This is a genomic window from Sphingobium sp. DEHP117 (genome assembly GCF_030867385.1).
Taxonomy (GTDB): domain Bacteria; phylum Pseudomonadota; class Alphaproteobacteria; order Sphingomonadales; family Sphingomonadaceae; genus Sphingobium.
Window position 1 is genome coordinate 638,747 of record NZ_JAPFBJ010000003.1, and the last position, 13,869, is coordinate 652,615.

Annotated in this window: 12 protein-coding genes and 1 pseudogene; 7 read left to right on the forward strand and 6 right to left on the reverse strand. The window is 65.8% G+C overall.

The window, feature by feature from the left end:
- Window position 1: 1 nt before the first annotated feature.
- Together OOT33_RS15695 and OOT33_RS15700 are read right to left on the reverse strand one after the other, a co-directional pair.
- Window positions 2-784, reverse strand: coding sequence for a DUF5131 family protein (locus OOT33_RS15695; protein ID WP_307750971.1), 783 nt, complete (start codon window positions 782-784; stop codon window positions 2-4).
- 36 nt (window positions 785-820) lie between these two features.
- Window positions 821-1,432, reverse strand: a complete 612-nt coding sequence (locus tag OOT33_RS15700) for a DUF6088 family protein (RefSeq protein WP_307750972.1) — start codon at window positions 1,430-1,432, stop codon at window positions 821-823.
- A 240-nt stretch (window positions 1,433-1,672) separates the two neighbouring features.
- Between OOT33_RS15700 and OOT33_RS15705 the strand changes: the two genes are divergently transcribed.
- The 5 genes from OOT33_RS15705 to OOT33_RS15725 all read left to right on the forward strand — a co-directional run bounded on the left by OOT33_RS15705 (window position 1,673) and on the right by OOT33_RS15725 (window position 8,903).
- Entirely contained in the window at window positions 1,673-2,449 is a 777-nt protein-coding gene (locus OOT33_RS15705; RefSeq protein ID WP_307750973.1) for an ArdC-like ssDNA-binding domain-containing protein, read from the forward strand.
- 157 nt (window positions 2,450-2,606) lie between these two features.
- Entirely contained in the window at window positions 2,607-3,956 is a 1,350-nt protein-coding gene (locus tag OOT33_RS15710; RefSeq protein WP_039577820.1) for a site-specific integrase, read from the forward strand.
- Window positions 3,953-5,740, forward strand: coding sequence for a hypothetical protein (locus OOT33_RS15715; RefSeq protein ID WP_205499360.1), 1,788 nt, complete (start codon window positions 3,953-3,955; stop codon window positions 5,738-5,740). Before OOT33_RS15710 ends, OOT33_RS15715 begins: the two co-directional genes overlap by 4 nt.
- Entirely contained in the window at window positions 5,737-7,914 is a 2,178-nt protein-coding gene (locus OOT33_RS15720) for a hypothetical protein (RefSeq protein WP_039574906.1), read from the forward strand. The genes OOT33_RS15715 and OOT33_RS15720 overlap by 4 nt, the downstream gene beginning before the upstream one ends.
- Before the next feature lie 155 nt (window positions 7,915-8,069).
- Window positions 8,070-8,903, forward strand: coding sequence for an ArdC-like ssDNA-binding domain-containing protein (locus OOT33_RS15725; protein WP_307749253.1), 834 nt, complete (start codon window positions 8,070-8,072; stop codon window positions 8,901-8,903).
- A gap of 60 nt (window positions 8,904-8,963) precedes the next feature.
- Here OOT33_RS15725 and OOT33_RS15730 read toward each other — a convergent pair whose 3' ends face one another.
- From OOT33_RS15730 to OOT33_RS15745, 4 genes and pseudogenes are all read right to left on the reverse strand, one after another.
- Window positions 8,964-9,968 (reverse strand): tyrosine-type recombinase/integrase, encoded by a 1,005-nt coding sequence (locus tag OOT33_RS15730; protein WP_307749246.1) that lies wholly within the window; start codon window positions 9,966-9,968, stop codon window positions 8,964-8,966.
- On the reverse strand, window positions 9,965-11,329 hold the full coding sequence (locus tag OOT33_RS15735; protein ID WP_307749247.1) for a tyrosine-type recombinase/integrase: 1,365 nt from the start codon (window positions 11,327-11,329) through the stop codon (window positions 9,965-9,967). The genes OOT33_RS15730 and OOT33_RS15735 overlap by 4 nt, the downstream gene beginning before the upstream one ends.
- Window positions 11,326-12,559, reverse strand: a pseudogene (locus OOT33_RS15740) (site-specific integrase). Before OOT33_RS15740 ends, OOT33_RS15735 begins: the two are co-directional and overlap by 4 nt.
- Before the next feature lie 237 nt (window positions 12,560-12,796).
- On the reverse strand, window positions 12,797-13,213 hold the full coding sequence (locus OOT33_RS15745; protein ID WP_017184392.1) for a helix-turn-helix domain-containing protein: 417 nt from the start codon (window positions 13,211-13,213) through the stop codon (window positions 12,797-12,799).
- Window positions 13,214-13,287: 74 nt separating this feature from the next.
- Here OOT33_RS15745 and OOT33_RS15750 point away from each other — a divergent pair, with 74 nt between their 5' ends.
- Both OOT33_RS15750 and OOT33_RS15755 read left to right on the forward strand, forming a co-directional pair.
- On the forward strand, window positions 13,288-13,647 hold the full coding sequence (locus OOT33_RS15750) for a hypothetical protein (protein ID WP_017184393.1): 360 nt from the start codon (window positions 13,288-13,290) through the stop codon (window positions 13,645-13,647).
- Entirely contained in the window at window positions 13,640-13,867 is a 228-nt protein-coding gene (locus OOT33_RS15755) for a GDCCVxC domain-containing (seleno)protein (protein WP_025549113.1), read from the forward strand. Before OOT33_RS15750 ends, OOT33_RS15755 begins: the two co-directional genes overlap by 8 nt.
- Window positions 13,868-13,869 lie beyond the last annotated feature (2 nt).

Sequence of the window (13,869 nt, forward strand, 5' to 3'; positions counted from 1 at the left end):
ATCACGCGAACGCTTGCGCCGCCGTGGGCATTTCATCCCAGGTCTGACCGCGATATTCGCGGCCGTTCGCCTTTTTCGATCGCTTCTTGTTGTCTTTGCCCCAGGTCCCCCACTGCTTGAAGAAAAAGGCCGTACCAGCCGACAGGCACTGGACATAAATCTCGTCGATCCATTCCTCCCGGATGGGACGGGCTGACTTCCCGCTTTCCCCACCCACGATAGCCCAATGGATGCCGCGCAGATCGACGGTCCCCACAGACCCGATCAAGGGCTCAAACGATATGAAACGGATCGCGGCCGGCGCAGCACGGAGGGCATCGATCCTGCCCACCACGTCCCCGTCTTCGATACTCGTGCCGAGCCAGACGTTCGGCAGCACCTCTCCGATCTTGGTGGCGACCAGTTCCGCCATGCGCTCGGGCCGCTTCGTCAGAATCTGATAATTATGGCGTGGCGTCTCACGCATTACCTTCCAGACATCGAGAATGAAGGCGTCCGTGACCTGCTCGTGGAACAGGTCGCTCATCGAATTGACGAAAATCTTGCGCGACTTGCGCCAAGCGTAGGGAATCGCGAGCGCATCCCGATCCTCACGCACAACACCATTCCAGACCGATCTCTGCCCGCTCTTGCGGGTCAGGCCGGCATATTTCTGGATGTGCATGGCCTCAAGGCGCTTAGCCATCTCCATGGCATAGCAATGAGTGCAGCCGGCAGAGATGATCGAGCAGCCGGCAACAGGATTCCATGTCGCGTCCGTCCATTCTATTTGAGTTTCAGCCATTGCACCCTCCCGTGCGAAGTTCGATCTTTCTAGGCATCATCTCGTCATTTCTCTCGGTTCATACGCGACCCTGCCAACGCTTTGCGCGAGCCATGTCGGAAGCTGCGGCGCGGCGGCGACCAGTTCGCCGAACGCACCAGGCGGCATACTCCGCTTCAATGTCTTGAGCGCGGCCTCTGCCTTTTCCGGGCCGAGCCAGGCCAGCGCCCGCACGGCCTCCCCTGCCGGCCGGTTGGCCAAGGCCAGTTGCCAGCGCGGCGCGTGCCGCAATTCAACGACCTGCTTGCCAAGGTGCATCTTTCGACTGCGCCCGGAGGTCAGATAGACCGAGCGGACGGGCACCTGCGTCGTCAAGCCAAGGGCGTTCGCCGCGGCGGCGCCGTTCGAGACGATGACCTCCCCCTTCTGGGTGGCAAGGGCCTCGACAGCCTGCTCGACCGAAGGCGTGCGCGTGCCGAACCGGCTGGTAATGGGGCGCAGATAGACGCCACGACCGGCGCGGATGAGCTGCCCGCGCTCCGTCAGGCGCGACAACGCCTGATCCACGGCCGCCCGGTTTCCGAGGTGCAGCAGGCTCTTGGCGGACACAGGAGCGCCTTCGGGCAGGCCCGTCGCATGCGACAAAATCTGTTCGGTCAGCCGAGTCATAGTCTTTCTCCTGTTAGAAAAATACGTGGTTTTCTGACAGTTTTCAAGGAACCCTTCAGAAGGGACAGGACCGGATAAGGGGGGAAGGCCTTCCCCTGCGGCCGAGCCGGGGTCTCGGCCCACCCCTTCTGCGGGGAGAGCCCCGCAACGCCCCGGGTAGAGTGAGAGTGCAGACCGGGTTTTCCATGACGGGTTGAGGACTGGAGAAGAGGTCTCCGGCGCCCGTCGCGGAGAACCGCGATGTTCAGGAAAGACGCCAGCGCACGCCCCGGCTCGGATCGGGCGAGCCTTTACGACGACATCACCGGCAAGATCATCGCCGAGCTGGAGGCGGGCCGCTTCCCCTGGGTCCAGCCCTGGGGATCGGCCTCGGTCAAGGCGCCCCTCGCCATGCCGAGGAACGCCGCGACCGGGCGGCATTATTCGGGGATCAATGTGCTGATCCTCTGGGGTGCGGTGATCCAGCACGGCTTTCCCGGCCAGAGCTGGCTCACCTTCCGCCAGGCCGTGTCACTCGGCGGCAATGTCCGCCGGGGCGAACGCGGCACCACCGTCGTCTATGCCGACCGTTTCACCCCGGAGGACGAGAAGCGCCGCGCCCGCGAGGCCGGCGAGGAAGCTGCCGCGATCCCGTTTCTCAAACGATTCACGGTGTTCAACGCGGCGCAATGCGACGGCCTGCCGGAGGATGTCGCCGTTGTCGCTCCCCCACCTCCGCCCGGCCTCATCGAGCCGCAGGTCGAGGCCCTGATCCGGGCCACCAGCATCGACTTCCGCATCGGCGGGGACCGCGCTTTCTATGTCCCAGCGCTCGATTATGTGCAGGTGCCGCCGCCCCAGGCGTATTTCGAGCCGATCAACTGGCACAGGACAGCCCTGCACGAGCTGGGGCACGCCACGGGCCACCCCTCGCGCATGAACCGCGATTTCTCGGGTTCCTTCGGCTCGAAGAAATACGCCTTCGAGGAGCTGGTCGCCTTATCTGGACAGTCTGCGCCGCCCGCAACATTGCAGTAAGGTCGGCGATGGACGCCCACGGTAGGCAGTTATCAGGCTGGCCGTAGCGCTGACCCAAGAGCTGGCGGAGGCCAGCCTGATAACTGCCGGGCCATAGGGCGCATCGGTGTGAGGTCAGCTTCCGGGTGGGGGGTCCGGGGGGGAGGGTTTCGTGCCGGTGTCGATCATTACCGTTTGCGAGCGCCGCGACGCCAGGGGGCTCGACGCGCATGTGCCGCTGATCCTGCGGGGAGACGCTCTCTATGATCCCGATCTCGACCGCTTCTTTGTCGACCTGCCGCTAGCGGGGATCCGCTCGCGCCATTCGCTGCGCGCCTACGCCTATGACGTTGCGGTGTGGCTTCGCTTCCTCGATGCCTGCGGCACGACGATATGGGACGCGGCCCGCGACGATGTGACCGCCTATCACCGCGCGCGGCGGCGCGGCGACGCCGCCCAGCGGATCAGCGCGGCAAGCTGGAACCGGGCAGTCGCCAGCCTCGATCGCCTCTACCGCTGGGGTAAGAGCCAAGGGCTGATTGCCGAAGCGCCGTTCAGTCGGCGCGCTATATGGCGACCGGCGCATGGGGGGCGTCGGGGCATGATCGCCGCGCGCAACGACGCCTATGAACGCACTGCCAAGCGATCGGATGTGCGGTTCGTCACGATGGACGACTACCGCATTTTCCGCGACGTCGGTCTGCGCGGCCTCGCCCTTGACGGTACGGAACGCCCCGGCGCTCGCGATCGCAACGGGCTGCGCAACGCGCTGTTCGCCGATCTTCTCGTCACAACCGGCCTGCGTCTCGAAGAGGCGTCGGGCCTGCTCGCCGATGAGCTTGCGGCCATCGATCACGACCACGATCAGGCTCAGCAGCTTTGGCTGCGCCTGCCGCCGCCGCTCACCAAGGGCGACCGCGGACGCAGCGTCCTGGTCCCGCGCCGGCTCCTTCGTCAGATCACCGCCTATGTCGCCGTCGAGCGCGCCGCGGGCGTGACCAAGTTCGCCGCGCGCGACGGTGCGGCCAGGTTCGAGCGACCGATCCACGTCACCCGCGCCGGTCTCGACCGCATGCGCGATGTCTGCACCCCGGAGGAACGATGCCGCCTGATCCTGTGCGACGAGGATGGAACGCCCCGCGAGCCGGTGGCGCTATGGCTGACCGAGGTCGGGCAGCCTGTCCGCCCCAACTCGTGGGAGGTGATCTTCACCCGGGCCTGCAAGCGGTGCGAGGAGAACGGCTTCCCGCTGTCGATCAGCCCGCACCAGCTTCGCCACACCTTCGCAGTCCATATGCTCGCTCTGCTGATCCAGCAGCGACTGCGCGAGGCCGCACTGCCGGTGGGGCCGGTGGAGACCTATCGGCTGATCCTGGGCGACCCGCTGCAACAGGTGCAACGCCTGCTCGGCCACGCGAGCCTCGCCACCACCTATGTCTATCTCGACCATATCGCGACCCGCGCCGATACGGTGGATGCGGCCGTCGAGGAGCTGCTGGCGCTGTTGCCGGGACCGCAGGGCGCATGAGCGAGCGTCCCCGCAAGGGCCGGCCTGTCGCCTTCGCGCCCATCACGCCGGAGCGACCGCAGCCCGATCCGGTGTTCGGCCTCAAGTTCACCATCGAGGCGCGGCATGGCGGGACGGTCCTGGTCGATATGACCGCGCTCGATCCTCGCCCGCTCGCCATCGCCTTTGCCGGTGCGCTGCGTCGGTCGGCCGCGCTCGGGGGACCGATCGGTGCGGCCAGCGTCATCAAGCAGTATGTCCAGGTCTATCGTCACTTCTTCGCCTGGCTTGCCGACGAAGGACTGAAGGTGGTTGGCGTCAGCGACCTGCGCGCGGTCCATATCGATGGTTTCGCATCCGCGCTCGAACGGCGTGGGATGGGCGCGATCCACCGTCACATGACGGTCAGCAAGATCATCAACACACTGCGCGCGATCGAAGCAGACCGGCCCGATCGGATCGCACCCGAGCTGCATGAGCGGCTGCGCTACACGCTGGCCACTTCGGCGGGCCGCTCGACCCCGCGCGATGCCTACAGCCCCTTCGTCGCCCGCGCGCTGCGCGACGCGGCGCGAGCCGATGTCGAAGCGATGTTCCGCCGTCTCGGCGCCGACGATCGGACCGACGAGGGTGATCCGGCCATCACCGCCGCCCGCGCCGATGTCGAAGCGATCATCGCGCGGCAGGGCTTTATCGTCGCAGACCAGCCCGAGCTGAAGAGCCTTTATTTCATGCGCATGCGCCGCAACCTGCCAACCGCGACGCTCATCGACGACCTGCATGGCCGGCATCATCTGCTCGCGCGCGACCTGCCGGCGCTGCTCGTGCTGCTCACGCTTGAGACGGGCCTTGAGCCCGAGTGCCTGAAGACGCTGACCGTGGACTGTCTCGCCAATGCCCATGCCGGCACGGTGGAGCTGCGCTATCTGAAGCGCCGGGCTCGCGGCGCCGAGCACAAGAGCATGCGCATCCGCGACGGCGGTGGCGGCACGCCGGGCGGGCTGATCCGCCGCCTGATCGACGCCACGGCGGCTGCCCGCGAGCACCTGCCCGGCGATTGCCTGTGGGCCTATCACAACGTCGGCGGCCTTCGCGCCGGCATAGTCGACCTCAAGTATCCGCTCCCCGCCTGGGCTCGCCGCTGTGGCATTGTCGACGATAACGGCAAGCCGCTGCATCTGCTGCTTTCCCGGCTGCGCAAGACCCACAAGGCGCTGTGGTACACCAAGACCGAGGGGCACATGGCCCGCTTCGCGGTCGGTCACACGCGCGAGGTCGCGGCGCGCCATTATGCCGACCTGCCGTCGCTCCGGCCCCTGCACGAGGCGGCCGTCGCCGATGCCTTTCGCGAGGCGGTCGCCGCCGCGATGCCGACCGTCCTCGCGCCCACGGCCGAGCAGGCGCTGCGCGAAGCGCCCGAGCAGGCGGCGCCGTTGATGTCGGCCGATACGGTGGGGCCGTTGCTCGACGGCGAACAGGATGTCTGGCTCGCCGCCTGCTCGGGCTTCCATAGCAGCCCCTTCTCCGAGGCCGGCTCACCCTGCGCGCAGCCCTTCTGGGGCTGCCTCGATTGCCCCAACGCCGTCATCACCGCGCGCAAGCTTCCCGCGATCCTCGCCTTCCTCGCGTTCGTCGAAGAGCAGCGACCGAGCCTCCCGGCGAGCGACTGGGCGGCCAAGTTCGGCCGCGTCCATTCCCGCATCACGACCCAGGTCCTGCCGGTCTTCTCCGATGCCGTTATCGCCGATGCGCGCTGGCAGATGGAGAGCGAGCGGCTCTATCTGCCGCCGGAAGCACGCGCATGATCACGCCCGCCCATGCCCGCGCACCCGCGTTCGACGATCGGCCCGTGCTGGCCACTGCGCCGCTCAAGGCGGGCCACGCCCGCGAAGAGCTGTCGCGGGTCGGCGACTCAAGCTGGGATCTCGGTCCCGCCGTGTTCCGCGAGAACGCGCGGCGCTGCCATGTCACCGTGCATTTCGACGTGCTCGAACATGCCGATGTGCAGGCGGCGATGCGTGCCTATCTCTACGCCCGCCTCAACGTCGATCTTCCCGGCTACCGCCCGAAGCTGCCGCCGGCGAGCATCCGCCAGGCATTCAACCGCGCACGCCGGTTCTTCGCCTTCGCGCGCCTGACGCTTGGAGGGCTCGACCTTGGCCGCATCGATCAGGCGCTGGCCGATGCCTATGCCAGGCATCTTCGCCACGATTCTGCCCGGCGACCCGTCATAGTCGGCCACCTCCTCGAAGTGGTTTCCGATCTCTATCACTATCGTGACCGCCTCGCTGGCGGAGGCCTCGCGTTTGAGCCCTGGGCCGGACAGGCACCCGCCCGCGTCGCAGGCTATCGGCACGTCGTTGAGAACCGTACCCCGCGGTTTCCGGAAGATGTCATCGCCGCACTGCTCGCCTGGTCATTGCGCTACGTCACCGTCTTCGCGCACGATATTCTATCGGCTCGGGCCGCGCTGGATCGGCTCGAGGCGCGCCGCGCCCGGCTGCTTGCCGCCGAGCGCGGACTGCCTGGCGCAGAGCGCCGCCTGCGGCAGCGCGCGCGCCTCGAGCGCCATATCGCGCGTCGAGCCCGGCAAGGCCGCGGCGTGCCGATCTGGACGACCGCGCATAACGGCGTCACGCGCACCGATCCCCGCACCGGAGAAGCGACGCCGCCGATCAACGTCCATCTTCTCCATCTTCATGCCGGTGTCGATGCTGAGGCGGAACCGGCCATGCATTTCGGACTCGCCAAGGGCGTCTCCGCCCTGATCGAAGCCGCTGCCGCCGACCTGGGCGTCGAAGTGGGCGGCATGGACACGCCGATCTCGATTGATCCCGATAGCGGTCGGCCATGGCGCGCACGCTTCGATGCGAAGACGCTCGCACAAGAGGAACGGATGCTTCAGGCGGCCGCCTATATAGTGTGCGCTTACCTCACCGGCATGCGCGACTGCGAGGTGCAGGCGATGCGGCGGGGGTGCCTCTCGATCGCGCGCAGCGAGGATGGCCTGGTCGAGCGGCATCGCATTCGATCGACCATCTACAAGCGTCGGTCGACCATGGGCGAGGCGGCGAGCTGGGTGACGATCGAGCCGGTCGCAGACGCGATAGCGGTGCTTGAACGCCTGTCGGCAAGACCGACGCGCGCCAGCGGCAGCGATACGCTCTGGCCGGTGCTACGCCCCGGCGCCGCCACCAAGACGCATCTGTCGAGCGAGGTGGTCCGCCAACTCAACGCCTTCCGCGACCACCTCAACGCTGCCTTCGGCAGCCCTGATGTGCCGGTCATCCCGTCCGGACCCGGTGGCAAGCCGTGGCGCATAACGACGCGGCAGTTCCGCCGCACCATCGCATGGCACATCGCCAACCGTCCGTTCGGCACCATCGCCGGCATGATCCAGTATAAGCACGCCTCGGTCGCCGCTTTCGAGGGCTATGCCGGAACCAGCGCATCGGGGTTTCGCGCCGAGGTCGAGGCGCAGCGCCGGCTCGGTCAGCAGGGCGACCTGCTGGACTATTTCGACCGGCGGCAGGGCGGTGCCTCACTCGCGGGGCCGGCGGGACCACGCATCGCGCGGACGCTCGACGATGCGGCCGTGCAGCTCGGGCCCTTGCCCGCCATGATCGCCGACCGCTCCCGGCTACGTGTCATGCTCGCCAGCGTCGCGCGAACCCTCCATGTCGGCCTCCTCGCGGATTGCTTCTTCGATCCCGCCACCGCGCTCTGCCTCAAGCGCGTGACCACCCCCGATCCCAAGCAGCCGCTCACGGCGCTGTGCGAGCCGACCCGCTGTCCCAACGCCTGCATCACCGCCCGTCACAGGCCAGCTTGGGAACGCGCGGCCGATGATGCCAGGGCATTGCTGCGCGAACGACGTCTGTCGGATCTTCAACGCCATGCACTCGCCACCGAGATCAACCGGCTCACTACCGTGATCGACGCCATCGGCCCCGCGCCGCCGGAGGCCAACCCCGGCTGACGGCGGAAGCTCTGCGCCGGTCGGCGCGCTGGCGCAACGGCGTTGCCGTCCTCCGCTTCGCTGCGGCCCTACGGGTGCGCAACCGCGCTTGTGCCCGGCGCTAGTCGAGCTCCGCCGCCGGGGATGGCCCCCGACGGGCAAGCGGAGTTCAGATCATGCCAACTCAGGTACGAGCCGACGTCTATACTCGGGTCACCGAGGCGATCCTTGCAGCGATCGAAGCCGGTACGGGCAACTGGCGCATGCCATGGCATCACAGCGGCGCCGATGTCACCCGGCCGACCAACATCGCCAGCGGCAAGCCCTATCGCGGCATCAACACGGTGTCGCTCTGGGCGGCGGCCTATGGCGGCGGCTATGCGAGCGGGGTCTGGGGCACTTATCGTCAGTGGCAGGACCGCGGCGCCCAGGTCCGCAAGGGCGAGCAGGCCAGCCTCGGCGTCCTCTGGAAGGAGATCAGCCGGCGCGACGACGAGCAGGATGACGAAGATGGCGGCAAGGGACGGCGGCTCTTCGCCCGGGCGTTCAGCCTGTTCAACGCCGATCAGGTCGACGGCTACGCGCCCGAGCCCGGGCCGGTCCTGCCCGAGAGCGAGCGCCTTGCGGCCGCCGAGGCCTTCATCGCCGCGCTCGGTATCGACACGGTCTACGGGTCGAGCAGCGCCTATTACCATCTCGGCGAAGACCGCATCTACATGCCGCACTTCGCAACCTTCCGTAGCGCGCATGGATTCTACGGCACCCATATCCACGAGTGTGCCCATGCCAGCGGCGCGGCGCATCGGCTCGACCGGGATTTCAGCGCCAGGTGGACCAAGGACGCGCTCGCGATGGAGGAAGCGACCGCCGAGCTGACCGCCTCGTTCCTGCTTGCCGACCTCGGCATCGCGCACGATCCGCGTCCCGATCATGCCGCCTATATCGCCTCCTGGCTGGCGTTATGCTCACCTCGCCATAACCTGGCTAATCGCGAGGTGTCGATAATGTGAAGGAACGCGGCCAGATTGGCCGAGTTCTGGGGTTTCCTGCCAACGTTCCTTCACATTATTTCAAAGCGTGTCGAGCCAGGCGAGCACGCTTGTATCGCGCTTCCACGAAGGCTGACCGCCGGGTGTTGTCGGAACGGCGACCTGTTCCAGGGCCTTTCGCTTCGTTTCAAGATTGGCCCTGGCATAGTGGTTGGTCGTGTCGAGGCTCACGTGGCCGAGCCAACTGCGGATGACTGTAACATCGACGCCCGCAGATATGAGGTGCACGGCGGTGGCGTGCCGGAAGGCGTGCGGCGTCACGTGCTTGGTACGCAGCGTTGGTGTGGCTTCGGTCGCCGCCTTTACGTAGGCGGCAAGCTTGAATCGGACGCCCGACGCGCTGAGCGGTTCGCCATAGCGGTTAACGAACAGCCGTTGGTCAGGCGCCCGTGGTTGCCGTTCGAGCAGCTTCTTCAGCAGCAAGGCTGTTTCAGGCCAGAGCGGGCAGATGCGTTCCTTCCGTCCCTTGCCGGTCAAGCGCACGCAGCTCGGACTTTCGAACCGGATTGCTTCGGGGCACAAGTCGAGCGCTTCCTGTATTCGTGCGCCGCTGTTGTAGAGGAACGAGAGCAGCACATGATCGCGCATGCCTTCGAGCGTCGAACGGTCAGGCTGGGCAAGAATTGCCGTCACTTCCGCCGGATCCAGATAGCAGGGCTCCGATACCGGCGTGCGCTTGACGGGTATGTTGAGGATTTCGACGCATTGCGCGATCGATGCAGGATCCCTGGTCGCCACGAAGTGGAAGAAGCTGCGGATTGCGGCAAGCCTGCAGTTGCGCGTGCCGATCGTGCCGCCGCGCTCATGTTCAGCGTAACTGAGGAACGCGGAGACCTCGCTTGCGGCCAGATCAGTCATCGTAATCATAGCCACCTTCCTTCCAGCCCGCTGTGCGACGAACCGCAAGAACAGCCGCCAGGTATCGCGGTATGATCGGACTGTATGGATGGATGCGTTGCGCTGCTCGACCAGCCATTCGTAGAAGAACGCGCGCATCAGTACCGGGAACGGGTTGGCCTTGCTCATGTCTGCACCTCCCGCTCCATGCTGAGGCAAGGTGCGCCCACCATGCGGAACCGCTCGTTTGCGTAATGCAGCAGATCCTGGGTGACCGTGATGTAGACCAGCGTAGAGTTGATATCCCGGTGGCCGAGGTAGGTCGCGAGGAATGGCAGACGGTCCTGCGGGTTGATGCCCGTCCTGTACCATTCGAGGATCCGGTTCACGACCATCGAGTGGCGCAGGTCGTGCAAACGCGGTCCCGTTCGCCCCTGCGGTGGCTTCAGCCCGGCACGGCGTATGACGTCAACGAGCAGCCAGGCGACGGCTTGCTTCGTATAGCGGCCGCTCCGCTGCTCGTGCCAGAACAGACCTGACCTCGGATCCTGCGGGGCACCCGCGCGACGCCGCACATCGATGTACGCCCGAAGTTCGGCCATCACAGTGTCGGGCAGCGGCAGTATCCTTGTCTTGTAGAACTTGGTCTGCCGTATAGTGATCGTGCCGCCCTGAAGATCAACATCCCCCAGATCAAGGCGGGCAACCTCGCTGCGCCGCAGGCCCGCGCAATAGGCGAGCAGAAGCATCGTGTAGACACTCAACGGGCGAAGCGACGCTCGCGGAGAGGGGTAAGAGCGAGCAATGTCGAGCATATGCTGCACGTCGGCGGGCGTATAGATATGAGGTTTGCGCCATTGTTTGGCCACTTCCTTCCCCGGACGTGGGTCCGGTCGGCGCGGTGGGATCGACGGATCCCGGTGGCGGAGTATCTTCGCAAGGACGCGCTTCAGCTTTTCGCATTCGGCAGGATGATTGCGCGTGGCCTTCGCCGCCGCCCAGTGTTCGAGCATCACCCCGATCGGTTCATCCTGCAGCGCCGGGTTCAGCTGTAGGAACCGGTCGAACCGCAAAAGCCACACAGGCTGCGTGGTATATTTGTACCCCCTGTTGCGCATCAGCGTAACGTGCTCGGCCATGATCGCGCCCAGCACGCTGCCGAACGGTTTGGGCTGATGCAGTTCGGCAAGGGCTTGTTCTGGATCGCGTGAAGCCAGAGCGCGCCAGACCGGCATGCACTGCTTGACGTTGCACTCCTTGCGCAGGACGACGACGGGATTGCGGTGGATCGCCCCGGTTTGCACAAGGTGATCGAGGAACCGGTCGATAATGCGGGTGCGGTGGAGCAGCGTCGTCGCTGTCCAACGGTCGGACCACGCCCGCAACCAGGCTACCAGCACATCTTGGCCGAGTTCGGTGTGGCGCGCGGCGACGTCCTGGAAGCTGTAGAGCACCTGTTTGTAATAGGTGCGGCTGTTCTTGCTGCGCAGGCCAAGGTCCGCGAGATAGCGCGCGATCAACAGTCGTTCGGGATCGGGCCATGGCGTCATGACAGCACCTCCGATCCCGGAACGTCGAGCGCGATGGCCCGCAGGTCTTCGGTTGCCAGCTTGAGATACGGAGCGGTAGATTCCGTCGAACGATGACCCAGCATATCGCCGATCACCTTTTGCGGGACCGAGGCGCGCAGCATCTCGACCGCGCGGGCATGTCTGAAGATGTGTGGCCCACACTTCCCCGGTGGCTTGACCCCGGCATCCCGGATTCGCCGGAAGACGGCACTATGCAGCACCCGGAGCCTTCCATAGGGTGCACGGGTCCGCACGAACACTTCGCGGGCGTCGGTCTGCGGTCGTCCCGAGCGCAGATAGCTGAGGATGGCTTCGCCCACCGGAGCCATCAACGGCAGATAGGAACAGGCACGGGTCTTGGTGTGGAGGATGCGGATCGATTCCGTCCGCCAGTCAATATCCTCGATCTTCAGATTGCGGATTTCGCCGGACCTCAGACCATAAGTCGCCAGCAGTTGCAGGATCGCCTGATCTCTGAGCCCGATAGGCGTTGTGTCTTTGCTCGCGGTTTCCAGAACGGCGGCGATCTGATCGCGCTCCAGGATCGAGGGCACCCCTTCATAGGCATACAATAGCGGGGGCGATGACGTGCGGCGACAAGTCGATTGCGGTGCGGCGCGTACGGTGCAGATAACGCAACAGCGAGCGAAGACGCTCCGCCACGTCCTTCACCGATTTGCGCGTTTGGTGCGGGCTGCGCATATCCATGTAACGGTCGATGTCGCCGACGCTCATTTCCACCAGGCTGTCGACGCCGCATCGATCAAGCTGCCAGGTCAGGAAGTTCCGACCTTCCCACATCAATGCGTAGATGCTGCGCTCCGCAAGGCCCCGCTCCTCGCGCAGCCAGATCTCGTATTCGTCGCAAATCGTAAAGCGCAGCGTGTCAGCAGCACATGTCGCTTTGGGCGCGGGTGGCCAACGGCCCTGTGCAAGCCGCAGTAGGGCGTGGATTCCAGAACGCGGAATGGAGTGCCAACACGGCCCTGGTGGTCGGCCATGACGTTTGCGGAACATCGTGATCGCATGGTGCAAATAGTACCCCACCTGCGCCTCGGTCACCTCCGCGATCGGGATGCTGCGCCGGGCAAGATAGTCGAGGAACCCGCGCGCATAGGCGCAGTAGTTCCCGGCCACCACCGGGCTGTATCGTTGGCTGGTCAGTACGGATCTGAGTTCGGAGATCAGTTCGCAATCGGTATTCGGCATTGACGGCTCCTCTGCTGGTCAAACGACCGCAGAGGTTCGTCGAGAAATAATGCGGAGCAAAGCCCGTCAGATAACGTCGCAATTCTGCGCATTTCAGACACTGAAACTGCGTTCCTTCACATTATCGACACCTCGCGATTACTTCAGGTGCTGAAGAACGACAGCCGCGCGATCTTCACTGCGGCCAGCAAGGCGCAGGCGGCGGCCGATTGGATGCACGCCCAGCAGCCGTGACGCTCACGCGGCCCGCACCTCGGCGCCGAGCGCATCAAGCAGCGGACAGCCCGGATCCTGACCGGCATCGCAGGCTCGCACCGAGTCTGCCAGAACCCGTTCCATCCGCCTGAGGTCCGCGATCCGCGCGCGCACATCCTGCAGATGCGACGCCGCGAGCTCGCGGACTTCGGTGCAGGAGGCCTGGCCGCCGGCCGCGAGTCCGAGCAAGGCGCGCACCTCGTCAAGGGTGAAGCCCAGCTCCCTCGCACGGCGCACGAAGCCCAGGCGAGCCACGTCCTCCCGACCGTAGCTGCGGTAACGGCCCCGCCGCGGCGGAACGGGCAGCAGCCCGATCCGCTCGTAATAGCGGATCGTCTCGATGTTGCAGCTGGTACGGCGCGAGAGTTCGCCGATCTGGATCGCGGCGGTTGCGGCCATCTTCAAAATACCTCTTGAGTCTGTAGTCGCTACAGATGGTAGGATAGCTGCATGCCCGCCACAAGGAGTCGCCCGTGACCCAGACACCAAGCCCGCCCAAGGGGATAAGTACCGCCGCGCTTACCCTGGCGGGGATCGCCGCCGCGTTCGGCGTCGCTGCCTGCTGCGCACTGCCGATCCTCTTGGCATCCGCCGGCATCGGCGCGGCCTGGCTCAGCGGCGTGGCCGTCGTCTCCGCGCCCTATCGCACGCCGCTCCTCGTGATCGGCGCATTATGCCTCGTCGCCGGCGCCGCGCTGCTATTGCGCCAGCAACTCGCCGCCATGCGCTGCGGCCCGGACGGCGTGTGCACGCCGCGCTGGACGCGCATCCTCACTCTCGCCGGCCTATTGGTCGGCGCGGCACTGCTCTGGGCGGGTTATAGCTATGTCTGACGTCGTTCCGGAGCTGCACTCGACCCTGACCTGTCCGCACTGCGGACATCAGGCGACCGAGACGATGCCGACCAACGCATGCCAGTTTTTCTATGACTGCCGGGGCTGCGGCGCGGTCCTCAAGCCCAAGCAGGGCGATTGCTGCGTCTTTTGTTCCTATGGCGACGTTCCGTGTCCGCCGATCCAGATCGAGGGCAAGGGCGCGTCCTGCTGCGGCTGAAG